16 protein-coding genes and 3 tRNA genes are annotated in these 24139 nt (G+C 63.4%); 10 read left to right on the top strand and 9 right to left on the bottom strand.

All coding sequences use genetic code 11. From position 1 onward, the window contains the following. The first annotated feature begins 47 nt into the window (after positions 1–47). From LW136_RS03140 to LW136_RS03130, 3 genes are all read left to right on the top strand, one after another. Entirely contained in the window at positions 48–2303 is a 2256-nt protein-coding gene (locus LW136_RS03140) for a DUF1631 domain-containing protein (RefSeq protein ID WP_234174641.1), read from the top strand. A 121-nt stretch (positions 2304–2424) separates the two neighbouring features. Next, the gene (locus LW136_RS03135) at positions 2425–2598 is read left to right on the top strand and encodes a DUF3094 family protein (RefSeq protein WP_003298581.1); all 174 of its coding nucleotides are present in this window, start codon (positions 2425–2427) and stop codon (positions 2596–2598) included. Positions 2599–2651: 53 nt separating this feature from the next. Further along, positions 2652–3947, top strand: a complete 1296-nt coding sequence (locus tag LW136_RS03130) for an NAD(P)/FAD-dependent oxidoreductase (protein ID WP_234174640.1) — start codon at positions 2652–2654, stop codon at positions 3945–3947. A 118-nt stretch (positions 3948–4065) separates the two neighbouring features. On the opposite strand, the gene LW136_RS03125 is transcribed toward LW136_RS03130, so the two are convergent. The 6 genes from LW136_RS03125 to rluD form a co-directional block, all read right to left on the bottom strand. Then, a tRNA-Lys gene (locus tag LW136_RS03125) sits at positions 4066–4141 on the bottom strand. 5 nt (positions 4142–4146) lie between these two features. Then, positions 4147–4223 (bottom strand) — tRNA-Pro (locus LW136_RS03120). A gap of 9 nt (positions 4224–4232) precedes the next feature. Further along, positions 4233–4308, bottom strand: a tRNA-Asn gene (locus LW136_RS03115). Between the two features lie 193 nt (positions 4309–4501). Continuing rightward, entirely contained in the window at positions 4502–7066 is a 2565-nt protein-coding gene (clpB, locus tag LW136_RS03110) for an ATP-dependent chaperone ClpB (protein WP_014819067.1), read from the bottom strand. Between the two features lie 172 nt (positions 7067–7238). Then, entirely contained in the window at positions 7239–7973 is a 735-nt protein-coding gene (pgeF, locus tag LW136_RS03105) for a peptidoglycan editing factor PgeF (RefSeq protein WP_234174639.1), read from the bottom strand. Beyond that, complete coding sequence (rluD, locus tag LW136_RS03100) at positions 7970–8944, bottom strand: 23S rRNA pseudouridine(1911/1915/1917) synthase RluD (protein ID WP_234174638.1); 975 nt, start codon at positions 8942–8944, stop codon at positions 7970–7972. The genes pgeF and rluD overlap by 4 nt, the downstream gene beginning before the upstream one ends. Before the next feature lie 205 nt (positions 8945–9149). Here rluD and LW136_RS03095 point away from each other — a divergent pair, with 205 nt between their 5' ends. From LW136_RS03095 to LW136_RS03080, 4 genes are all read left to right on the top strand, one after another. Further along, on the top strand, positions 9150–10139 hold the full coding sequence (locus LW136_RS03095) for an outer membrane protein assembly factor BamD (RefSeq protein ID WP_234174637.1): 990 nt from the start codon (positions 9150–9152) through the stop codon (positions 10137–10139). Between the two features lie 116 nt (positions 10140–10255). Beyond that, on the top strand, positions 10256–10489 hold the full coding sequence (locus LW136_RS03090; protein WP_014819063.1) for a PP0621 family protein: 234 nt from the start codon (positions 10256–10258) through the stop codon (positions 10487–10489). Next, positions 10479–12071, top strand: coding sequence for a sensor histidine kinase (locus LW136_RS03085; protein ID WP_041015969.1), 1593 nt, complete (start codon positions 10479–10481; stop codon positions 12069–12071). The genes LW136_RS03090 and LW136_RS03085 overlap by 11 nt, the downstream gene beginning before the upstream one ends. A gap of 124 nt (positions 12072–12195) precedes the next feature. Then, the gene (locus LW136_RS03080; protein WP_125875634.1) at positions 12196–13533 is read left to right on the top strand and encodes a sigma-54-dependent transcriptional regulator; all 1338 of its coding nucleotides are present in this window, start codon (positions 12196–12198) and stop codon (positions 13531–13533) included. Between the two features lie 77 nt (positions 13534–13610). Here LW136_RS03080 and LW136_RS03075 read toward each other — a convergent pair whose 3' ends face one another. Continuing rightward, a complete protein-coding gene (locus tag LW136_RS03075; protein WP_234174636.1) occupies positions 13611–14669 on the bottom strand; it encodes a DUF2333 family protein in 1059 nt (352 codons plus the stop codon). A gap of 215 nt (positions 14670–14884) precedes the next feature. On the opposite strand from LW136_RS03075, the gene LW136_RS03070 reads away from it, so the two are divergent. Further along, positions 14885–16480, top strand: a complete 1596-nt coding sequence (locus LW136_RS03070) for a response regulator (RefSeq protein ID WP_234174635.1) — start codon at positions 14885–14887, stop codon at positions 16478–16480. A gap of 137 nt (positions 16481–16617) precedes the next feature. Next, positions 16618–18579 (top strand): methyl-accepting chemotaxis protein, encoded by a 1962-nt coding sequence (locus LW136_RS03065; protein ID WP_234174634.1) that lies wholly within the window; start codon positions 16618–16620, stop codon positions 18577–18579. 55 nt (positions 18580–18634) lie between these two features. Here the strand turns inward: LW136_RS03065 and LW136_RS03060 are convergent, their stop codons facing one another. Then, a complete protein-coding gene (locus tag LW136_RS03060) occupies positions 18635–20914 on the bottom strand; it encodes a YgiQ family radical SAM protein (protein WP_234174633.1) in 2280 nt (759 codons plus the stop codon). A gap of 168 nt (positions 20915–21082) precedes the next feature. On the opposite strand from LW136_RS03060, the gene LW136_RS03055 reads away from it, so the two are divergent. Beyond that, positions 21083–22948: a diguanylate cyclase domain-containing protein gene (locus LW136_RS03055; RefSeq protein WP_234174632.1), complete on the top strand. Its 1866-nt coding sequence runs from the start codon at positions 21083–21085 to the stop codon at positions 22946–22948. On the opposite strand, the gene alr is transcribed toward LW136_RS03055, so the two are convergent. Beyond that, positions 22936–24012: an alanine racemase gene (alr, locus tag LW136_RS03050; RefSeq protein WP_234174631.1), complete on the bottom strand. Its 1077-nt coding sequence runs from the start codon at positions 24010–24012 to the stop codon at positions 22936–22938. The two genes, LW136_RS03055 and alr, sit on opposite strands and share 13 nt — an antisense overlap. Positions 24013–24139: the final 127 nt, after the last annotated feature.

Genomic DNA, 24139 nt, shown 5'->3' with positions numbered 1-24139 from the left:
GCTGGCGTTGTGACCGCCGTTAAGCAGGCGACCGCAGGAGAGTCTCGATGCGAACCGATGCGAAAGTGGTGCACCTGAACAAGGCAGCCCCTGAGCACAAGCCTTCTTCACCAGCAGGCCGCCTGCCTGTGGCGCTCATCAGCGTGCGCGACAAGGCCGCCCAACAGCTGCGTCAGGCCTTGCAGTCGCTGTTCGACAACGCCGATGACTCGCTCTTCGAGATCGCCGATCGTGCGAGCAGCAACGTCGAACAGAACGCGTTTTTCGAAGCCATGCGTGATTTGCGCATGAAGCGCCGCAACATCGAACGCGGCTTTCTGCAACAGCTGTTCGAAGCATTCGCCCAGCTCAATCAGTATGAGATCGGCAAGCCGCCGGTGCTGGACAATGTGTCGTTCGACAGTCTTTCACTTGTGCAGAACGATGAGCTGGAAGAGTCGGTAGCCGTCGACACCATGGTCGCGAAAGTCATGAGTCGTGCGGCTCAACCGCTGGGGCACCTGACCACTCGTTTCAATGCGCTGGTCAGCAAGAAGCTCGATGACAAGAGCAACCCGCTCGGCCCACACGCACTCTGCGACTACTTCATCGAGGCCAGCAGCAGCCTTGGGGTAGAGATCAAGGTCAAGCTGATCATCTTCAAGCTCTTCGAAAAGTACGTGCTCGGGGATATCGACCAACTCTATGCCGAAGCCAACCAGACCCTGGTCGCTGCCGGCATCCTGCCAGAGCTGCACTCCGCCCCGCCCCGCCGCCAGCAGCGCCCCGGCGCGCCAGCCGGAAGCCATGGACCATCGGCGCCACTTGGCCAGGCTGCACATGTCGACGAGGGACTGCAGGAAGCCGCATTCGGCGCCCTGCACAGCCTGCTTTCAGAGCTCCGTGGCAGCAGCATGCTGCCGGCGCGCAACATCCCCAGCGATGCGATCCCGATCTCCAGTGGCGACCTCCTCCGCCTGCTGTCGCACATGCAGGCGCGCGCGCCGCAGACCGTCGACGAGTTCGATCTTCAGGAGCAGCTGGCCGGCCTGCTGAGCCGAGTCAGTGCCAAGACCGGCAAGTCCCGCGTGGTCGGCGAGATAGACGACGATGTGATCAACCTCGTCTCCATGCTGTTCGAATTCATACTCGATGACCGCACCCTGCCCGACTCGCTAAAGGCCCTGATCGGTCGTCTGCAGATCCCGCTTCTCAAGGTCGCGGTATTGGACAAGACCTTCTTCAGCCGCGGCAGCCATCCGGCACGCCGCCTGCTTAACGAGATTGCCTCGGCAGCGATGGGCTGGGGCGATCAGGATGAAGCGCAGCGGGACAGTCTCTACCAGAAGATCGAGCAGATCGTGGCTCGACTGCTCAATGACTTCACTGACGATCCGGCCATTTTCTCCGAGCTGCTGGCCGACTTCCTTGCCTTCATCGGCGATGAGCGCCGCCGTAGCGAGCTGCTCGAGCAACGCACCCGCGACGCCGAGGAAGGCCGCGCCAAGGCCGAGATCGCCCGACAGGAAGTTGAGCGCGCCCTGAACCAGCGCTTGCTCGGCAAGACGCTTCCGGAAGTCGTGGTGCGGCTACTGCAGGAAGCCTGGAGCAAGGTTCTGCTGCTTACCTGTCTGAAACACGGCACCCAGTCCGAAGAGTGGCAGGCCGCCCTGGACACGATGGACGATCTGGTGTGGAGCGTTACCCCTCACGAAGACGAAGAATCGCGCGCACGCCTGCTGGAGCTGGTCCCGAGCCTGCTTAAAGCGCTACGCGACGGACTGGTCAGCGCCGCCTTCGACCCTTTTTCCACCGGCGACTTCTTTACCCAGCTCGAAGCGCTCCATGTCCAGACCCTGCAGCGCTTCCAGCAACCGCAGAGCGCTCCCAGCGAGGCGCCAGCGGACGACAGCACTTCAGCTGAGTCAGCGGCCACTCCGATAGCAACCGCACCGGCAATGGTCGAAGTGGTCGACGAGATCGTCCTGCTTGCACCTGGCGAGAGCCGCGAGCAGGAACCGGAAATCAGCCTGCCGGATAACGATGTCGCGCTGGTCCAGGTCGACAATCTGCGCGTCGGCAGCTGGGTGGAGTTCCAGGAAGACGAAGAACACAAGCTGCGCTGCAAGCTGGCAGCGGTGATCAAGCCCACCGGCAAGTACATCTTCGTTAATCGCACCGGCATGAAAGTCCTGGAAAAGACCCGCATGGGCCTGGCGACCGAATTCCAGCGCGGCGCCATTCGGCTACTCAACGACACCCTGCTGTTCGACCGCGCGCTGGAGTCGGTCATCGGCAACCTGCGCAAGCTGAAGAACACCTGACTACCCCCAAGGGCATGCCGCCCGGCATGCCCGCCAGCCCTCCGCGCGGCAAAGCGCCGCACTTCGCGCTTGGCTTTTGACCCTGCACAGCTAGAATGCCTGCATTCCATTCGAGGTGCCCATGCCCAGCCGCCTGAAGCCCGAAGATCAGCAGCGCGTCGATGAATACCTCCGCGCCCCGCAACACCAGGTCGAGCGCCAGCCGTTTCGCCCCTGGCTTCTTCTGCTTGTGGTACTGGTCGTGGTGATCGGGCTCGGGTTATTGAGCCGCCTCTTGAGCCGCCTTGTGCTTTGAGCTCCGCTCGCCAGGCCGCCCCGCCGTTTCCCTTGCAGCTATGAGTCACTCCCATGTCACATCGAGTCGTAATCGTCGGCGGTGGCGCCGGCGGTCTGGAGCTTGCTACCCGCCTGGGTAGAACCCTGGGCAAGCGTGGCAAAGCCCGCATCACCCTGGTCGACGCCAACCTCACACACATCTGGAAGCCGCTGCTGCACGAAGTCGCCGCCGGCTCCTTGAACTCGTCCGCTGACGAACTCAACTATGTCGCTCAGGCCAAATGGAATCACTTCGAGTTCCAGATGGGCCGCATGGCAGGCCTGGATCGCGCGAGCAAATGCATTCGACTGGAAGCGACGCGCGACGAGTTTGGCGTGGAACTGGTCCCGTCACGCGCACTGAACTACGACACGCTGGTGATTGCCGTTGGCAGCACGACCAACGACTTCGGCACCTCGGGGGCTTCCGAGCACTGCATCTTCCTTGATACGCGCGAGCAGGCCGAGCGCTTCCACCGGCAACTGCTGAGCCATTACATGAAGGCGCATGCAGGCGAGAGTGCCTCGAGCAACATCAGCATGGCCATCGTCGGAGCCGGCGCTACCGGCGTGGAGCTGGCTGCAGAACTGCTGCACGCCGCCAAGGAGCTGGCGGCCTACGGCCTCGATGGCATCAAGCCGGAGGATGTAAACATCACCCTCATCGAGGCCGGCCCGAAAGTCCTGCCGGCACTGCCTGAGCGCATCAGCCAACCGGTGCACCAGACACTGCTGGACCTGGGTGTCACGGTGCTCACAGGCGCGGCCGTCAGCGAAGTCACCGCCGAGGGCCTGCACACCAAGCAGGGCGAGTTCGTCCAGGCCAGCCTCAAGGTGTGGGCCGCCGGGATCAAGGCACCCGCCTTCCTTCACGAACTGGATGGCCTGGAAACCAACCGCATTAACCAGCTGGTCGTCCACCCGACACTGCAGAGCACGCGCGACGAGAACATCTTCGCGTTCGGCGATTGTGCCGCCTGCCCACAGCCGGACAGCGACCGCAATGTCCCCCCCCGTGCACAGGCAGCCCACCAGCAGGCCTCGATGCTGGCCCGCTCGATCCACAACCGACTGGAAGGCAAGCCGCTGCCGACCTATCGCTACAAGGACTATGGCTCACTGATTTCGCTGTCAAGCTTCTCGGCAGTAGGCAATCTGATGGGCAACCTGACCGGCAACGTGATGCTCGAAGGCTGGCTGGCACGAATGTTCTATATCTCGCTCTACCGCATGCACCAGATCGCACTGTACGGCATCCCGCGCACGCTACTGATGATGCTGGGCGACAAGCTCAGCCGCACGACGGAGCCGCGCCTGAAGCTCCATTGACGCAGAAAAGGCGCACCCCTGGGTGCGCCTTGAATGTGCCGAGAAGAAATCGCAGGAAATAAAAAAGCTGGATGTCCGCGAAGACATCCAGCTTTTCATGCTTCCTGAGAAGCCCGTATGGTGGGTCGTGTAGGATTCGAACCTACGACCAATTGGTTAAAAGCCAACTGCTCTACCAACTGAGCTAACGACCCAAAAATGGTCGGGGTAGGGGGATTCGAACTCCCGACATCCTGCTCCCAAAGCAGGCGCGCTACCGGACTGCGCTATACCCCGATTGGAATTTGGCTCCGCGACCAGGACTCGAACCTGGGACCCAATGATTAACAGTCATTTGCTCTACCGACTGAGCTATCGCGGAACAACTTCAATTCCAGCTCTTCAGCGTTACGTTACCGCCTCAGAGGCGCGCCATTTTACGGTTCCCGGCTCGCCTGTCAACCCCAAAAATGCGATTCCTGACAACACTTTGCGTTCACCCGGCGGCACCCGCGAAAACGCTGCTCCAACACGGCTACCTGCGAGGTGCTGCACCCCGCAGGTAACCACCCCACTCAATCGAAGACGATCTGCTCGCCCTCTACCCGCGCCTTGACGCTGCTACCCGGCGCGAACTGACCGGAGAGGATCTGCTGCGCCAGCGGATTCTCGATCCAGCGCTGGATCGCCCGCTTGAGCGGCCGAGCTCCGTAAACCGGGTCGTAACCGATGGCGATCAGCTTGTCCATCGCCTCCTGACTGAGCTCCAGGCTCAGTTCGCGCTCGGCCAGACGCTTGCGCAGGCGCCCGAGCTGGATGTCGGCGATACCGGCGATCTGCTCGCGACCGAGCGGATCGAACACCACCACCTCGTCGATACGGTTGATGAACTCCGGTCGGAAGTGATGCGCCACCGCATCCATCACCGCAGCCCGCTGCGCATCGGGATCACCAACCAGCTCTTGGATCTGCGCAGAGCCCAGGTTGGAGGTCATCACGATCACCGTGTTCTTGAAGTCCACCGTCCGCCCATGACTGTCGGTCAGGCGGCCGTCTTCGAGCACCTGCAGCAGCACATTGAAGACGTCTGGATGGGCCTTCTCTACCTCGTCCATCAACACCACCGAATACGGTTTGCGACGCACCGCCTCGGTCAGGTAACCGCCCTCTTCGTAACCGACGTAGCCCGGCGGCGCACCGATCAGGCGCGCAACGGAGTGCTTCTCCATGAACTCGGACATGTCGATGCGGATCATCGCCTCCTCGGTATCAAAGAGGAACTCGGCCAGCGCCTTGCAAAGCTCGGTCTTGCCCACCCCGGTCGGGCCGAGAAAGAGGAACGAGCCGCTCGGACGATTCGGGTCGGCCAGACCGGCGCGCGAGCGGCGCACGGCATTGGATACGGCCACCACGGCTTCGTGCTGACCGATGACGCGAGTGTGCAGCATGTCTTCCATGCGCAGCAGCTTGTCGCGCTCGCCTTCGAGCATCTTGGAGACCGGAATACCGGTCCACTTGGAAACCACCTCAGCGATCTCCTCGTCGGTCACCTTGTTACGCAGCAGCTGGTTTTCTTTCTTGCCATGCTGATCGACCATCTCCAGGCTGCGCTCGAGGTCCGGAATGATGCCGTACTGCAGTTCGGCCATGCGCGCTAGATCGCCCTTGCGCCGCGCTGCTTCGAGCTCGGCCTTGGCTTGTTCGATCTTCTGCTGGATCTGCGCCGAACCCTGCACCTCGGCCTTCTCCGACTTCCAGATTTCTTCCAGATCGGCGTATTCGCGCTCCAGCTTGGCGATGTCGTCTTCCAGCTTGGCCAGGCGCTTCTTGGTGGCCTCGTCGTCTTCCTTCTTCAGCGCCTCACGCTCGATTTTCAGCTGGATCAAGCGGCGATCCAGGCGATCGAGCTCTTCGGGCTTGGAGTCGATCTCCATGCGGATACGGCTGGCGGCCTCGTCGATCAGGTCGATGGCCTTGTCCGGCAGCTGGCGATCGGTGATATAGCGGTGGCTGAGCTTGGCCGCGGCGATGATGGCGCCATCGGTGATGGTCACGCCATGGTGCACTTCGTAGCGCTCCTTGAGGCCACGGAGAATAGCGATGGTGTCTTCCTCGCTTGGTTCGTCGACCAGCACTTTCTGGAAGCGACGCTCCAGGGCGGCATCCTTCTCGATGTACTGACGGTATTCATCGAGAGTAGTGGCACCTACGCAGTGCAGCTCGCCGCGCGCCAGGGCAGGCTTGAGCATGTTGCCGGCATCCATGGCGCCTTCCGCCTTGCCCGCGCCGACCATCGTATGCAGCTCGTCGATGAACAGGATGACGCGACCCTCCTGCTTGGACAGCTCGTTGAGCACCGCCTTGAGGCGCTCCTCGAACTCGCCGCGGAACTTGGCCCCGGCAATCAGCGAGCCCATGTCCAGGGCCAGCAAGCGCTTGTCCTTGAGCCCGTCCGGGACCTCGCCGTTGACGATGCGCTGGGCCAGCCCCTCGACGATGGCGGTCTTGCCCACGCCCGGCTCACCGATCAGTACCGGGTTGTTCTTGGTCCGCCGCTGCAGCACCTGGATGGTGCGGCGGATCTCGTCGTCACGACCGATCACCGGGTCGAGCTTGCCGTCCTCGGCGCGCTTGGTCATGTCCACGGTGTATTTGTCGAGTGCCTGCCGCGATTCTTCGGCGTTGGGATCATTGACCGCATCGCCGCCGCGCAGATTGCTTATGGCGTTCTCCAGCGCTTTCTTGCTTACACCCTGAGCCAGCAGCAGCTTGCCCAGACGGGTGTTGCTGTCCAGCGCTGCCAGCAGCACCAGCTCACTGGAAATGTATTGGTCGCCCTTCTGCTGGGCGAGGCGGTCAGCCTGATTGAGCAGGCGCGCCAGGTCCTGCGAGAGATTCATGTCGCCAGTGGGGTTCTGTAGCTTCGGCAGCTGGTCGAGCTCTTTGGTCAGCGCCTGACGCAGCGCTGCGATGTCGAAGCCGACCTGCATCAGCAACGGTTTGATCGAGCCGCCCTGCTGCTCAAGCAGCGCCTGCATCAGGTGTAACGGCTCGATGGAGGGGTGATCCAGGCCGACGGCTATGGACTGGGCATCGGAGAGCGCAAGCTGCAGCTTGCTGGTCAAACGATCGATACGCATGGATGTTCATCCTCATGTGAAGCAGGCCGGCGCCATGACTCGCGCCATATACGAAACCTGCGAGATGCAGCATAGATGAGGATGATTGTTGGAGATTCAAGGCGGATGACATTGATGCAGGTCATGCCAGGACCGCAGAGTCATGGCTGACTTCACCGCTAGCGCGCCAATATCACTCGAGCCAGATCAGACTGGCGAAGCGGCCTGTGCGCGCGGCACGCCGATAGGAGTAGAAGCGCGGATCGCTGAAGGTGCACAACCCGCCACCGTAAACCGCGTCTACGCCCGCGGCAGCCAGACGGATACGCGCCAGCTGGTAGATATCCGCCATGAAGCGTCCCGGGTTGCGACTTGCAACGAACGCCGCGGCAGCCGACGAATGCTGCGCGAGGAATGCATCGCGCACTTCGGGCCCGACCTCGAATGCCGCCGCCCCGATCGCCGGCCCCAGCCACACAAGCAGTTCGTCGGCAGGTATCGCCAGCGCTTCGAGCGTCGCCTCGAGCACACCACCAGCCAGCCCGCGCCAGCCAGCGTGAGCCGCGGCGACTCGGTTCGCAGCACGATCACAGAAAAGTACCGGCAGGCAGTCCGCAGTCAGTACCGCACAGGCCAGACCCGGCGTCTCGCTCCAGCTAGCATCGGCAGTCACGCGATTTCCTGGAGCGGCCTGGACAGCGACACTCGAATGCACTTGCTCCAGCCAGACTGGTTGGCAACCGAGCACGTCCTGAAGATGCTGGCGATTCCAGGCCACCGCGGCAGGCTCATCACCGACGTGATCACCCAGATTGAAGCTGTCGAACGGAACGCGACTGACGCCGCCCTGCCGCGCGGTCACACAGGCGCGAACGCTGGGCGGAGCAGGCCATTCCGGCACGAGCCAGTCACCGCCCCACGCACTCACCCGACGAAGGCCTCTCGGTCCTGTTGCAGCAGCGTCAGCAGCCAGACGAAGTCATCCGGCAACGGCGACTCCCATTTCATCCTCTGCCCGGTAACAGGATGATCGAGTTCGAGGAAGCGCGCGTGCAGCGCCTGGCGAGGGAACTCGCGAAGCGTTTGCACCAGCGTCGGATTCGCCGCCGGCGGAATGCGGAAACGCCCGCTATACAGCGGGTCACCGACCAGTGGATAGCCAAGATGGGTCATGTGCACCCGAATCTGGTGGGTACGCCCGGTTTCCAGCTTGACCCGCACATGGGTGTGCGAGCGAAAGCGCTCGAGCACGCGGTAATGGCTGACCGCCGGCTTGCCGCCCTCCACCACCGCCATGCGCTGACGCTGCTGGCCATGCCGACCGATCGGCGCGTCGACCGTACCACCAGTAATGATCACCCCGATGACGATCGCCTCGTAGATGCGGCTGACGCTACGCGCCTGCAACTGCTCGACCAGCCGGGTCTGCGCCTGCAGCGTCTTGGCCACGACCATCAGACCGGTGGTGTCCTTGTCCAGGCGATGAACGATGCCGGCACGCGGGACGTTGATCAGGCCCGGAACGTGATGCAGCAATGCATTGAGCAGCGTGCCGTCGGCATGCCCGGCCGCAGGGTGCACAACCAGGCCAGCAGGCTTGTCGATCACCAGGATCTGATCGTCCTCGTAGACGATCTCAAGCGGAATGTCTTGCGCGACCCACTCGCCCTGCGCCTGCTGTTCGGCACTCAGCTCGAGCACGGCGCCGGCATGCACGGTGTCGCGAGGGCGCAGCACGGCGCCATCCACGGTGAGCAGGCCATCCTTGATCCAGGCCGCGAGACGCGAGCGCGAGTGTTCGGAAAAGAGCTGCGCCGCAACCTGATCGAGACGTTGCCCGCCAAGGTCAAACGGCACTTCGGCGCGGAGTTGGATGGCCTGTTTGGAAGTCGTGGACATACGGCGAGATAGGTTCGTCTGAGAGAGGCAGGCGACATCCGTTGGTAACGGACGGGCCCGGGGACCGCAGATGGCGGAGCGGCCTTTGGTTTCGGCTACACGCTTGTGTTTAAATACGGCGTCTTTGTCCCGGCGCACCGGGGCGCTCATCATAACAGGACGGCTCCGCGCGAGACAGCCAGCCGTCACAGGGACGCAAGCCGCCATGCAAGTGAAACACCTGCTGCTGATCGCCATTCTCGCCCTCACCGCCGCCTGTTCATCCAACGAAACCGTCGACGAGAATCTGGGTGAAGTCGAGCTGTACCAGCAAGCACAGGCCGACCTGGACAACAAGAGCTATACCAGCGCCATCAGCAAACTCAAGGCCCTGGAGTCGCGCTATCCGTTCGGGCGCTTCGCCGAGCAGGCGCAACTCGAACTGATCTACGCCTATTACCGCAACGTCGAGCCGGAAGCCGCGCGCTCGGCGGCGGAGCGTTTCATCCGCCTGCATCCGCAGCATCCGAACGTCGATTACGCTTACTACCTCAAGGGCCTGGCCTCCTTCGATCAGGACCGCGGCCTGCTGGCCCGCTTCCTGCCGCTGGACATGACCAAGCGCGACCCAGGGGCCGCCCGCGACTCGTTCAACGAATTCGCCCAGCTCACCAGCCGCTACCCCAACAGCCGCTACTCGCCTGACGCCAAGGCGCGCATGGTCTACCTGCGCAACCTGCTGGCGGCCAACGAGATACACGTCGCCCACTACTACCTCAAGCGCCAGGCCTACGTCGCAGCGGCCAACCGCGGCCGTTACGTTGTGGAGAACTTCCAGGGCACGCCGGCCGTGGCCGACGGGCTTGCCGTGATGACCGAAGCCTACCAGCGCCTGAGCCTCGACGATCTCGCCGAAACCAGCCTGCAGACTCTGCAGCTCAACTACCCGGACCACGCAACGCTCGAAGACGGCAAATTCACCCCTGTCGAGACGGAAGACGACAACCGCAGCTGGCTGAGCAAGGCCACCCTCGGCCTTATCGAAGGCGAGGCTCCCCGTCCGGACACCTCTCGGGCCAATCGCGATGTGCTCCGTCAGTATGAAACGGCCGCTCAGGACCTTCCCGAAGAGCTTCGCCCGGTACTCAAGGAAGCAGAGCAGCAAGGCGAAAAGCGCTCCTGGTGGAGCCGCCTGACCTTCGGCCTGCTCGACTGACAGCTGACCGACTTCCGCAGCGCCGTCCTCGCATTCGGCGCGCGCGGCGAAACGGGCCGGCAGTGGCCGGGCTCAATTGATCGCAGGCCACCACGCTTAATCAGGAAGGAATCGATATGGGTCTGTTTCGCCTGCTGTTCTGGATTGCACTGATTGGCGCCGCGTTCTGGCTGTGGCGCCGTTTCGCGCAGAAGAAAGCCGCCCCCAAGCCTCGCCAAACCACCCTGCCAATGGTGCGTTGCGCTCAGTGCGGCGTGCACGTCCCGCAGGACCAGGCGCTGCAGTCGCAGGATCGCTGGTACTGCAGCCGCGCTCACCTGGAGCAGGACAGCACTCCTGGTGGGCACTGAAAACCTCACCTTCTTTGGCGATCAGGGACGGCGGATTCTCCGCCTGTACCACCTCTATCGGCTGACTATCGGCCTGGCGCTGGTTCTGCTGATCAGCGCCGACCTGCACAACGACCTGCTGGAGATGAGCAACCCGCAGCTCTTTCAGTACGGCGCCTGGATCTACCTGATCCTCAACATCATCGTCGCCGTGCTGGTGCAGAACCCGGAGCGCGATCTGCCCGTGCTCGGGCTGGCGCTGATGGACGTCATCCTGCTGTCCGGGCTGTTCTACTTCGGCGGTGGCACCCCGAGCGGTATCGGCAACCTGCTGATAGTCGCCGTTGCCATCGCCAACATACTGCTGCGTGGCAGGGTCGGTTTCTTCATCGCCGCGGTTGCTGCGACGGGCCTGATCTACCTGACCTTCTACCTCAGCATTCAACGCCCCGAAGCCAGCAGCCAGTACGTTCAGGCCAGCGCACTCGGCACGCTCTGCTTTGCTGCCGCCTTCCTGGTTCAGGGGCTGGCTCGCCGCCTGCAGGTCAGCGAGACGCTGGCGCGCCAGCGTGCGGAAGAGGTGGCGAACCTGGAGGCGCTCAACGCGCTGATCCTCCAGCGCATGCGTACCGGCATCATGGTGCTGGACCCGCAGGAGCGCGTTCTGCTCGCCAATCAGGGGGCTCTGCAATTGCTCGGCCAGGACTCGCTGGCAGGCGAACGCCTCGCACCACGCTGCCCGGAACTGCTCAAGGCACTGCAACAGTGGCGAGGCAATCCGACCCTGCGCCCGCCGAACCTCAGAGCAACGCCTGGCGGCCCAACGCTGCAGCCGAGCTTCGCCGCGCTTCAGCACGGCAACAAGCTCGACACACTGGTGTTTCTCGAAGACATCTCGCAGATCGCGCAGAAGGCACAACAGCTCAAGCTCGCCTCCCTCGGACGCCTCACAGCCAGCATTGCCCATGAAATCCGCAATCCACTGGGCGCCATCAGCCATGCCGCGCAGCTGCTTCAGGAATCCGAAGAACTGGACGGACCTGACCGCCGTCTGGCACAGATCATTCAGGATCATTCACGGCGGATGAACCTGGTGATCGAGAACGTCCTCCAGCTTTCCCGGCGGCGCCAGGCCGAACCCCAGCTGCTGGACCTGAAGTACTGGCTGCATCGTTTCGCCAGCGAGTTCCGCCAGGGGCTCGGCCCGCAGCAGACCCTGCACCTGGATACCGTGGGCAGCTCGCTGCAGACCCGCATGGATCCCAATCAGCTGACCCAGGTGCTGACCAACCTGGTCCAGAACGGGCTGCGCTACAGCGGCCAGCAGAATCCGCGGGCGCAGGTCTGGCTCCGCCTGTTCCGTGACGAAGCCAGCGACCTGCCTATCGTCGAAGTGCTCGATGACGGCCCTGGTATCGCGGCCGAGCAACTTCAGAACATCTTCGAACCGTTCTTCACCACCGAAAGCAAAGGCACCGGGCTGGGGCTATATATCTCCCGCGAGCTGTGCGAAAGCAACCAGGCACGCCTGGACTACCGCGAGCGTCCCGAGGGCGGCAGCTGCTTCCGCATCGTCTTCGCCCACCCACGCAAGCTGAGCTGAGCCTCGCTGCCGGCAACACATCACACATCGACCAAAGCGACAGCCACGACAGTGCCGGCGGAGTTAACATGCTCCTCAGCCGCCATCCCCGGCGACCATCGCTTCACGAATCAAGAGCAGGACCATGACCGCGCGCCAGAAAGCACTGATCATCGATGACGAGCCGGATATCCGCGAACTGCTGGAAATCACTCTTGGCCGCATGAAACTCGATACCCGCAGCGCTCGCAACCTCAAGGAAGCGCGCGAGTGCCTGGCCCGCGAGCATTACGATCTGTGCCTTACCGATATGCGCCTGCCCGATGGCAGCGGCCTGGAGCTGGTGCAATACATTCAGCAACAGCACCCGCAGCTGCCGGTGGCGATGATCACTGCATACGGCAGCCTGGATACCGCCATTGGCGCGCTCAAGGCCGGGGCATTCGACTTTCTCACCAAACCGGTGGACCTCAACCGCTTGCGCGAGCTGGTCGGCACGGCCCTGCGCCTGAGGGCGCCTACAGCGGAAATGCCGGTGGACAGCCGCCTGCTCGGCAGCTCGCCACCCATGAAGACCCTTCGCAAGCAGATCGGCAAACTCGCCCGCAGCCAGGCGCCGGTTTATATCAGCGGCGAGTCCGGCAGCGGCAAGGAGCTGGTGGCCCGACTGATTCACGAGCAGGGTCCTCGTAGTGAAAAGCCCTTTGTGCCCGTCAACTGCGGCGCGATCCCGTCGGAACTGATGGAAAGCGAGTTCTTCGGCCACAAGAAAGGCAGCTTCAGTGGCGCCATCGAGGACAAGCCCGGGCTATTCCAGGCCGCCAATGGCGGCACGCTGTTCCTCGACGAGGTAGCCGACCTGCCGCTGCCGATGCAGGTCAAGCTGCTGCGCGCGATCCAGGAAAAAGCTGTACGCGCGGTCGGCGGCGCTCAGGAAGTAATGGTCGATGTGCGCATCCTTTGCGCCACCCACAAGGACCTCGCCAGCGAAGTGGCCGCAGGCCGTTTCCGCCAGGATCTGTATTACCGCTTGAATGTCATCGAACTGCGCGTGCCGCCACTGCGCGAGCGTCGCGAAGACATTGGCCTGCTCGCCGAAGCCATGCTTCGGCGTCTTGCGGCGGAGTGCGGTGACAGCAGCGCTCACCTGCACCCGGATGCTCTGGCCAAGCTGGAAAACTATCGCTTCCCGGGGAACGTTCGTGAGCTGGAGAACATGCTCGAGCGGGCCTACACACTCTGCGAGGGCGATGAGATCAAGGCGGGCGATCTACGCTTGGCAGACAGCCCAGGCGTATCGGAGAACGGTGAAGCCAGTCTGGCGCAGATCGACAATCTGGAAGATCACCTGGAAGAGATCGAGCGCAAGCTGATCATGCAGGCGCTGGAGGAAACCCGCTGGAACCGCACCGCGGCAGCCCAACGGCTGGGGCTGACCTTCCGTTCGATGCGTTACCGGTTGAAAAAACTCGGACTGGACTGAGTGCAAGCCTGGTTAGCGTAGAGCCAGTCAGACACGACGCCAACCTGAGGCTTCCTAAACCCCGCTGGGGGCTCGCCTTACCCCTGCGTCAGCAGGTTGCGCAGATCGATGATCGCCGCATTGGCACGGGAGATGTAGTTGGCCATCACCAGCGAGTGATTGGCCAGCACACCGTAGCCGCTGCCATTGAGCACCATCGGACTCCACAGCGGCTCCTGAGCGGCCTCAAGCTCGCGGATGATCTGCCGCACGCTGATGGTGGCGTTCTTTTTCGCCAGCACGTCGGCGAAATCAACCTCGATCGCGCGCAGCAGATGTGACAAGGCCCACGCCTGACCGCGCGCCTCGAAGAAGACGTTGTCGATCTGCAACCACGGCGTTTCGACGACCTCCTCCTTGACCTGCGGCACGACGCCCGCACGCTCCTGTTCGGGCGCAACATCGGCATCCAGCCGCACCCGGCCAACGCTGGCAGAGAGGCGCTGGGACAGCGAGCCGAGTCGTGTGGCGGCATCGCCCAGCCAGTTGTTAAGGTTGTCAGCACGCGTGTAGAACAGCGCCTTGGGCTGCGGATCGCTGAGCCGAGCCAGGTAGCGATCCAGGCCGCGGATAGCGTTGCGGTACTCGGACTCGGAGGCCGGCAATGCCCAGCTGCGATTGTCGAAGTTGAACAGCGGCTCGGCCTTGGCCAGATCGGTGTCCTCGGTCGACTGCGACTGCGAGCGGGCGAAGTCCTTGCGCAGCGCACGAGCGAGGTCTCGCACCTGCACAAGCACGCCATATTCCCAGCTCGGCATGTTGTCCAACCACAGACCCGGCGGCGCGATATCGTTGCTCAGGTAGCCACCCGGCTTATCCAGCAAGGTACTGGCAACACGCTTGAGCGTTTCCACGGTGGTATAGCCGCTGACCAACTGCCGCTGCGAGGCCTCGGCCGCCTGGCGGGCACTCTGCTGTACGGGAAACAGATCGGGCTCGCGGCTCCAGTACCAGCCGAGCAACAAAGTAACCAGCAGGTAAACGCCCAGCAGGACGGCAAGAACCAGCAGAAGCGGATTACCCTCCCGCCGTCCGGCTCCGCCGGAAGGGCCACTCGAGCGGCCGAGACGAGCGAAGCGATTCTTCCAGTCCAACATGGGCAATGTGTCCTTCTCGCGAGTTCTGGGGTTCGACCGCACGACGTCGGAGACGTTGCGCTGACATGTCTTTACTATAACGCAGGGCCCCTGCTCACTCAGCGCCAAATTGAGAACCACTACCGCACAGTGGACTTCCAAAGCACCGCCGCAGTGATAGCATGCCGCCACCATAAAGCCAGGGCAGCGCACCCTGTGCACCGGGAAGAATCGCGATGTCGGATCAGGAAGAACTCAAGCAGCATTTCGCCCAGCGGGTCATTCACCAGGCACGCGAAGTGCTGGAAGTTTGGCAGCAACTGCAACGCAGCGAATGGAACGAGGACTACCACGCTGCCCTGACCGAAGCGACGACGCGGCTGCGGCGCTTCGCCGACCGCTTCGAGCAGACCGAGCACAGCGAGCTTGCCCTGAGCATCGAAGATTGCCTGAACGACATCCGGGACAACCGTGGCCGTCTCTCCAGCAGCACCATCTCCACCCTCAGCCAGCTGATCTACCGTCTGGCGCGTACCGGGTTGCGCCACAGCGATCCGCATAATCAGTCGTTTCTGCCGCCGCTGAGCAAACCGGTGTACATCGCTCTGCAGGATCAGCAGCGCGCCGAACACTTGGTGCGCCAGCTGGACTTCTTCAGCATGTCCGCGCAGGCGTTCAGCAGTGTCGCAGCCTTCCGTACCGCGATGCATCGCCGCCATCCGGCCGCGATCGTCATGGAAGTGGATTTCAACGGTCCGAGCGAAGGGCTGCGCCTCGCCGAGCAGGTCCAACAGGGACTGGAATCGAAGCTGCCGATGCTGTTCTTCAGCCACCTGGAAACCGATACGCCAACGCGCCTTGCTGCGGTGCGCGCCGGTGGCCTGGAGTTCTTTACCGGCACCCTCGACGCCAGCAGCCTGCTGGAGAAGATCGAAATATTCACCCGCACGGCGCACTACGAACCGATCCGCGTACTGATCATCGACGACTCCCGGGCCCAGGCTACCCACACCGAGCGAGTGCTGAACAACGCCGGCATCGTCACCCAGACGCTGATCGAGCCGATTCAGGCCATCGGCGCCCTGGCCGAGTTTCAACCGGACCTGATCATCCTCGACATGTACATGCCCGAGTGCCAGGGCACCGAACTGGCCAAGGTGATTCGTCAACACGAGCGCTATGTCAGCGTGCCGATCATCTACCTCTCGGCCGAGGACGATCTGGACAAGCAGCTCGACGCCATGGGCGAAGGCGGCGATGACTTCCTCACCAAGCCGATCAAGCCCAGTCACCTGATCGCCACCGTGCGCACCCGCGCGACCCGCGCCAGAAGCCTGAAGGCACGCATCGTCCGCGACAGCCTGACCGGGCTCTACAACCATACCCACAGCCTGCAACTGCTCGAGGATGCTCGCTTCCGTGCGCGGCGCGACAACAGCCCGCTGAGCTTCGCCATGCTGGATATCGACCACTTCAAGCAGGTCAACGACACCTTTGGCCATCCCATGGGCGACCGGGTGATCAAGAGCCTGGCGCTGTTCCTGAAGCAGCGTTTGCGCAAGACCGATCACATCGGCCGCTACGGTGGCGAAGAGTTCGCCGTGGTACTGCCGGACACGCCGGCGGACGCCGCCTGCAAGGTGCTCGACGAGATTCGCCAGCGCTTCGCGGAGATTCGCTTTCCAGCCCAGCCCCACGACCTCAGCTGCACCTTCAGCTGCGGTATCACCGAGCTGGCCGGCGATGCCGAGGTCAAGACGCTCACCCAACAGGCCGACGAAGCGCTGTATCGCGCCAAGCACGGGGGCCGCAATCGCGTCGAACGCTACTGACACGACGGATACCCCAATCGCCACGCCAGACAGCGCCTCGCAGAGGCGGCGACCTGACAGGCCCGCGCTCGCCGTAACGCGAATGACATCAAACTGCCATACCTTGCAAGCCTCCTGATTCGTTCTGCGAGGCGAGGATGCGCCTGAAGTCGCTCACCACTCTCAACACCCTGCTGCTCATTGCAGTCTGTCTCGCGCTGGGTGCCACCCTCTGGTGGTCCGAGCAAGCCATGGAGCGCCCCTACCTGCTCATGGCGCGTTACCTGGGGCTGTCTCAACAGTTCCAGCATCAGGCAGCGGAAAATATTCAGGGCTATCTCGCCAGCGGTGACGCATTGCGTCATAGCCAGGCGCAGCAGGCGCTCACCGATCTCCAGCGCGACGTAATCGAACTTCCGGATGGTCTGGCGGAAACGCTACGCCCGAGCCTGGAAGAGCTGGTCCGCTTCACCGCCACCGACCTGCTCGCAGCGGGCAAGCTAGCCGGCGATCCGCAGGGCTTGCTGCTGCAGGCAGAGCGCGAAATGGCCGGAGCGTTGTCGCAGCTCGACGACTACCAGGCGGGAGCCAATCATCCGAGCGCGCGACACTATCAACGGCCTCTTTTCTCGGCCGGGCAACAGCTGCTGCGGCTCAGCCACGCAAGGGGAAAGCTGGTCGCCTCCGGCCGGGATGAGCTGGCCAGCGAAGTGGAGCAGACCCTGCATAACCTCGAACAGGACGCCGCAAAGCTCGAGGCACTGCCGTTACTCGGCGTGCTCGCAGCCGAGCAGTCGGCCGCGAGCAATTTCGCCGCCCTGCTCGACCTCGGCGATGCCGCGAAGCGGACCAGTGAAGACCAGGGCGTTGCGCTCAAGCGCGAGCTGACTAGCCTGATCAAGCGCTACCCGGCCGAGCTGCAGCGTACCCGGCAGCTGATCCGCCAGCGCAGCGAGCTGCTGCAGAGCAGCGCCGGCAAGATCGATGCCGTGCAACAGGCCCTGGCCGAGCTGGAGCCGGCGGTACGCGCCGAGCATGGCCGTATCCAGGCCGAGGTGCGCATACTGCAGGGCGGCATCATCCTGCTGATCCTGCTGATCGCCCTGGCCATCGATCGTCTGCAACGCCAGCTGACCCGAGCTCTCGGGCAGCTGGTGCCGGCACTTTCGGAATGGGCCGAGGGAGACTTCGCCAGCGATGCACGGATCGAGTCGAAGATCCGCGAGATCGCCGATATCGAAAGCTCGCTCAATCGCCTGCGCAGCTACCTGCTTGGCCTGGTCGGAACCTTGCGCCAGCAGGCGACCCAGGTCGCCGCCAGCAGTCGAAGCCTCGACGAAATGAGCACCGACCTGCACGAAGGCGCCCAGCGCCAGACCGGCGATACCGCACAGATACGCGATTCGCTGAGCGAACTGGAGGCCACCATCCAGCAGGTCGCCGATGGTGCCGGAGAAGCCGCCGAGGCGAGCCGCGCTGCGGCGCGCGCCGTGCATCAGGGTCAGCAGGTGATCGGCCAGAGCCTGACCGGCCTGCATGGGCTGGTCAGCGAAGTGCAGGACAATGCGGCGGCAATCGAACGCCTGGCCGACGAAACCACCACCATCGGCAACGTGCTGACTGTTATCCGTGCCATCGCTGAACAGACCAATCTGCTCGCGTTGAATGCCGCCATCGAGGCGGCCCGCGCCGGCGGTCATGGCCGCGGTTTCGCCGTGGTGGCCGACGAGGTGCGCTCACTGGCGCAGCGCACCAGCGGCGCCACCGAAGAAATCCAGCAACTGATCGGTCGCCTGCAGCTGGCGGCACGGCAGTCGGTCGAGGCGATGCGCAGCCAGGTCGAGCATGCGCAAAGCACGGCGAACCTCGCCGAAAGTGCCGATCAGGCACTGGACGAGATCGTCTCGACCATCGCCACCATCAGCCGCATGGCCGAACAGATCGCCCAGGCGACCGCCCAGCAGGGCGAAGCGGTGGGCGAGATTCGCGGACACAGTGAGCGTATCCACCAACTCGGCGACGCCAACCTGAATCACATCAGCCGGGGACGTGAGCAAAGTGCGCAGATGCTGCAGCTGGGCAGCGAGCTGGATCGCGCGACCCAGGCGTTCAGGTTCTGAAAAAGAAAACGGAGCCTGGCGCTCCGTTTCCTTATGCCGGCAAGCCTCCCTACCGCTAGCGGGGCGCGACCGGACGCTGCGGCTTACCGCCCTTGCCAGCCGGCTTTCCGCTCTTTTCCGCCTTGCGCCGGGCCTCGGCCGCGGCCTTGGCCTGCTCGCGCTTGTCCCAGGCGTTGCCGTCATGGCTGCGTGGCGGCAGGCCGTTGTGCTGGGTGAGGATCTTGCCGCCCTGCCCGGCCTTCTTGCTGCCGACTGGCGTCGAGTTCTTGCGCCGCGCGCTCTGGTAGCCCTCGGTGGCCGGCTGGTGCGCCGGGATCAGCTGGTGCTTGCCATTGCCGATCAGGTCGGCGCGGCCCATACGGATCAGCGCCTCACGCAGCAGCGGCCAGCCCTTGGGATCGTGATAGCGCAGGAAGGCCTTGTGCAGGCGCCGCTGCTCCTCGCTCTTGACCACGGTGACGCCTTCGCTCTTGTAGGTCACCTTGCGCAGCGGGTTCTTGCCGGTGTGGTACATGGCGGTGGCCGAGGCCATCGGCGACGGATAGAACGCCTGCACCTGGTCGGCGCGGAAACCGTTGGCCTTGAGCCACAGGGCGAGGTTCATCATGTCCTCGTCGGTGGTGCCAGGGTGCGCGGCGATGAAGTACGGGATCAGGTATTGCTCCTTGCCCGCCTCTTTCGAGTACTTCTCGAACATGCGCTTGAAGCGATCGTAGGTGCCGATGCCCGGCTTCATCATCTTGTCTAGCGGACCACGCTCGGTGTGCTCCGGCGCGATCTTCAGGTAGCCGCCGACGTGGTGGGTGACCAGCTCCTTGACGTACTCCGGCGACTCCACGGCGAGGTCGTAGCGCAGGCCGGAGGCGATCAGAATCTTTTTCACACCCGGCAGCGCACGTGCCTTGCGGTACAGCTCGATCAGCGAGCTGTGATCGGTATTGAGGTTCTCGCAGATGCCGGGGAACACGCAGGACGGCTTGCGGCAGTGCTTCTCGATTTCGTGGCTCTTGCAGGCCAGGCGATACATGTTGGCAGTCGGCCCGCCGAGATCGGAGACCACGCCGGTGAAGCCCGGCACGTTCTTCATCTCCTCGATCTCGTGCAGGATCGACTCGTGGGAGCGGCTCTGGATGATGCGGCCCTCGTGCTCGGTGATCGAGCAGAAGGTGCAGCCACCGAAGCAGCCACGCATGATGTTCACCGAGAAGCGAATCATTTCGTAGGCCGGAATCTTCGCCCCGGCATAGGCTGGATGCGGCACCCGCGCATAGGGCGCGGCGAACACGTAGTCCATTTCCTCGGTGGTCAGCGGAATGGGCGGCGGGTTGAGCCACAACTCACGATCATCGTGACGCTGGACCAGCGCACGGGCGTTACCGGGGTTGGTCTCCAAGTGCAGCACGCGGTTGGCGTGGGCATACAGCGCCGGGTCGTTGCGCACCTTCTCGAACGACGGCAGGCGGATCACCGTGCGATCACGCTCGAGTTTCGGGTGCGGCAGCAGCTCGACCGGGCGGGCTTCGTTCGGGTCGTCCTGCGGACCCTTGTCCTTCTCGATGGCGCAGGCGGACAGGTCCTGCGTATTGACGTAGGGATTGATGATCTTGTCGATCTTGCCCGGACGGTCGATGCGGGTGGAGTCGATCTCGAACCAGCCCTCGGGCGTGTCCTTGCGGATGAACGCGGTGCCGCGCACGTCGGTGATCGCTTCGATCGGTTCGCCGCGGGCCAGGCGCTGCGCCACCTCGACGATAGCGCGCTCGGCGTTGCCGTAGAGCAGCACATCCGCCGTGGCATCCATCAGGATCGAGCGACGCACCCTGTCCGACCAGTAGTCGTAATGGGCGATGCGCCGCAGCGAGGCCTCGATGCCGCCAAGCACCACCGGAACGTGCTTGTAGGCCTCCTTGCAGCGCTGGCTATAGACCAGGCTGGCGCGATCGGGCCGTTTGCCTGCCAGGCCACCCGCCGTGTAGGCGTCATCGGAGCGCACCTTGCGGTCGGCCGTGTAGCGATTGATCATCGAGTCCATGTTGCCGGCGGCGACACCGAAGAACAGATTCGGCTCGCCGAGCTTCATGAAGTCGTCTTTGCTGTGCCAGTCCGGCTGGCTGATGATGCCGACGCGAAACCCCTGCGCTTCGAGCAGTCGGCCGATGATCGCCATGCCAAAGGACGGATGATCGACGTAGGCATCACCGGTGATGATGATGATGTCGCAGGAATCCCAGCCGAGCTGATCCATCTCCTCCCTGCTCATTGGCAGGAACGGCGCCGGACCGAAACACTCGGCCCAGTACTTGGGATAGTCGAACAATGGCTTTGCGGCGTGCATGGCGGGGAACCGGGACAACGAAAACGGGCGCGGAATATAGCACAAAAAATAACCAAGTCCGACCATCACGCAGGGTCTTTATCGACCTCCGCGACGGGCGCGCGAAGTGTCACTGCCGCCCGCTATACTCGCGCGACTCAACCATTGCTTCGAGCCCGGGAGTGTCTGGTGCGCGTCGTCCTTTTCGCCTTGCTCCTGAGCCTTTGCAGCCAGGCCTCCGCTCATGCCGAAACCGCCCTCCTGAGTGCCAGTGACAGTGGCCGCGGACTGAATGCCCACGTCACGCTGCTGGCCGATCCCGGAGCCGAGCTGAACATCGACGACCTGCAACGCCCGGACGTACAGACGCGCTTCGTGCCAGCCGAAGGCAAGGCCAGTGTCGGACAGAGTCCGCATCCCTGGTGGATCCGCGTCAGCCTGCAACGGGAAAGCGATGCACCATTTCGATGGTGGCTGGAAGTCGGGTCGGTAACCCTGAAAGACCTGCGCATCTATTTGCCGGACGGCAACGGTGGCTGGATCGAGCGACAATCCGGCGAACTGGTCGGGTTCAACGAAGGCCGCGATCATGCCTATCGACGCATGCTGTTCAGGCTTCCGCTACTCGGTGACAGCCAGCCGGTGACCTTCTACCTGCGCAGCTACGACCCCGCCGGCAACTCCTTTCCGCTCAAGGTCTGGCAGCTCGATGCCCTGCAGGAGCAGGCGGTGGGCGAAAACCTGTTTCTCGGCCTGATCTACGGCGTCATCCTGGCGATGCTGCTGTACAACCTGTTCATCTTTCTCAGCCTGCGCGACAGCGCCTATTTCTGGTACGTGGTGACCACCACCGGCGCGTTGCTGATGATCCTGGCGATGACCGGCCATGGCTTTCAGTACCTCTGGCCGAACGGCCCGGTGCCATTCTGGCTCGACCGCATCAGCATCCCGGCACTCTGGGGGTTCAGTGCCTGCCGCTTCACCCAGACGCTGTTGCAGACACGCCAGTTCGTGCCCTGGGCGCATCGCCTGCTGACCTTTGCCTTGACGCTGTATGTCACCGCCGTGCTGCTCAACGCCTTCGGCTGCCGCGCGTTCGGCGCCTGGGTATTCGTGGCGCTGGCGCTCACCGCGATTCCCGCCTCGCTGTGGGCTTCGTTCCGTCGCTGGCGCCAGGGCTATTTCCCCGCACTGCTTTATCTGCTCGGCTTCGGCGTGATCCTGGGTAGCGTCAACCTGCTCCTGCTGCGCGCCACAGGTGTGGTTCAGCCCGCGGCCTGGAACGCCTACCTCTTTCCGCTGGCGGTGACCGCAGAATCCATTCTGTTCTCCTTCGCGCTTGCCTACCGCATCCAGATCCTCAAGCAGGAACGGGCAGCAGCGCTGGAGCATGCCGATCAGGAAAAGAGCGCGCGACTGAGGCAGGTTCAGGCCAGTGCCGAGCAGCTCAGCCTGGCAGTGGAAACCCGCACCGCAGAGCTCGCCGAAGCCAACCGGCATCTCAGCGAACGAGAAGTCGAACTGAAGCAGGTCGCTTTTCACGACGCACTGACCGAGCTACCCAACCGGCGCTATCTCATCGAGCGTGTCGAGATGGCGTTGAGCGATGCCCGACGCCGCGGTGAATCCATCGCCCTGCTGCTCATCGACCTGGACCACTTCAAGCCCATCAACGATGGCCACGGCCACGATGCCGGCGATCTGCTGCTGCGTACGCTCAGTCAACGCCTGCGCGACCTGGTGCGCAGCAGCGACATGGCGGCACGCCTGGGTGGGGATGAATTTGCAGTACTGCTGACCGGCCCGAATGTCGAACAAGACGCCGCCCAGATCGCCGAGCGGCTGCTGCACGAGCTGTCGCAGCCGGTGCCCTACCGCGACGTCACGCTGGCCGTCACGATTAGCGTTGGCGCTGCATTCTTTCCACGCCATGCCGATGGATTTTCACAGCTGTACAAAGCTGCCGACGAGGCCCTCTACCGAGCCAAGCATCAAGGGCGCGGGAACTGGGTCCAGCAGGAAGAGCAAGCACGGCCCGCCGATCAACCGATGTAGCGGCGCGGTACACGCCCGGTCACCTTGGTCAGCAGCTCGTAGCCGATGGTCCCGCAGGCCTGGGCCAGCTCGTCGATTGGCATCTGCGCGCCCCACAACTCCACGGCATCCCCTACCTGCGCCTGCGGCAGATCGGTGAGATCCACCGCAAGCATGTCCATTGAGACCCTGCCGGCCAGCGGCACGCGCTGGCCATGAATCACCACCGAGGTGCCCGAAGGCGCGGTACGCGGGTAACCATCGGCATAGCCGCAGCTGACCGTGCCGATACGCGAGGCGCGTTGCGCGACCCAGCTGGCGCCATAGCCGACACTTTCACCTTCGGACACATCACGCACGGCGATCAGGGCACCGGTCAGCGTCATCACCGGGCGCAATCCAAGTTCCTGCGCACTCAGTTCGGCGAACGGCGTGGCGCCATAAAGCATGATGCCGGGACGAATCCAGGCCATATGTGCCTGCGGCAACGTCAACACCGCGGCAGAGTTGGCCAGCGAGCAGTTATCGAACTCCAGGGCCAGCAACTCACTGTAGCGCTCCAGCTGCAACTCGGTCAGGGCATGACCGCGCTCATCGGCGCAGGCGAAGTGGCTGATCAGGTTGAGCTCGCCAACCTGTGCCTTGCCCCTGAGCCGCGCATGGCATTCGCGCAGGCCTTGCAGGGTGAAGCCCAGCCTGTGCATGCCCGAATCCAGCTTCAACCATACATTCAACGGCCACGGCAGATCGGCTGCCAGCAACCAATCGGCCTGACGCTGATCCTGGATGGCAACATCCAGCCCAAGCTCGGCGGCGCGCAAATACTCAGCCGGCTCGAAACAACCTTCCAGCAGCAGGATGCGGGCATCTGGCGCACTGAGGCGAACCTCTTCCGCTTCTTCCAGACAGGCCACGGCATAGCCGTCGGCAATCTCGCGTAGCGCTGTAACCGCTTCCCGTGCGCCATGCCCGTAGGCATTGGCCTTGACCACGGCAAACGCCTGGCGCTGCGGGGCGCATTGCTTGGCGAGCAGGTAGTTGTGACGAAGCGCGGTCAGATCGACCGTGGCAACCAGCGGACGCATGAAGTTTTTCCTGTACAACGGCGGGTGGGCGAAATCTTACTCCTGTGGACCGGGCCGCGCAGGCTGGCGTTCGACTGAGTCGGGCGGCAACAACATACAGCCCGCCGTCAAAACGCCACAGCAGCTA

It is taken from the genome of Stutzerimonas kunmingensis, assembly GCF_021432085.1.
In the GTDB taxonomy this organism is placed as follows: domain Bacteria; phylum Pseudomonadota; class Gammaproteobacteria; order Pseudomonadales; family Pseudomonadaceae; genus Stutzerimonas.
This window is presented reverse-complemented; position numbering and strand designations above follow the sequence as displayed.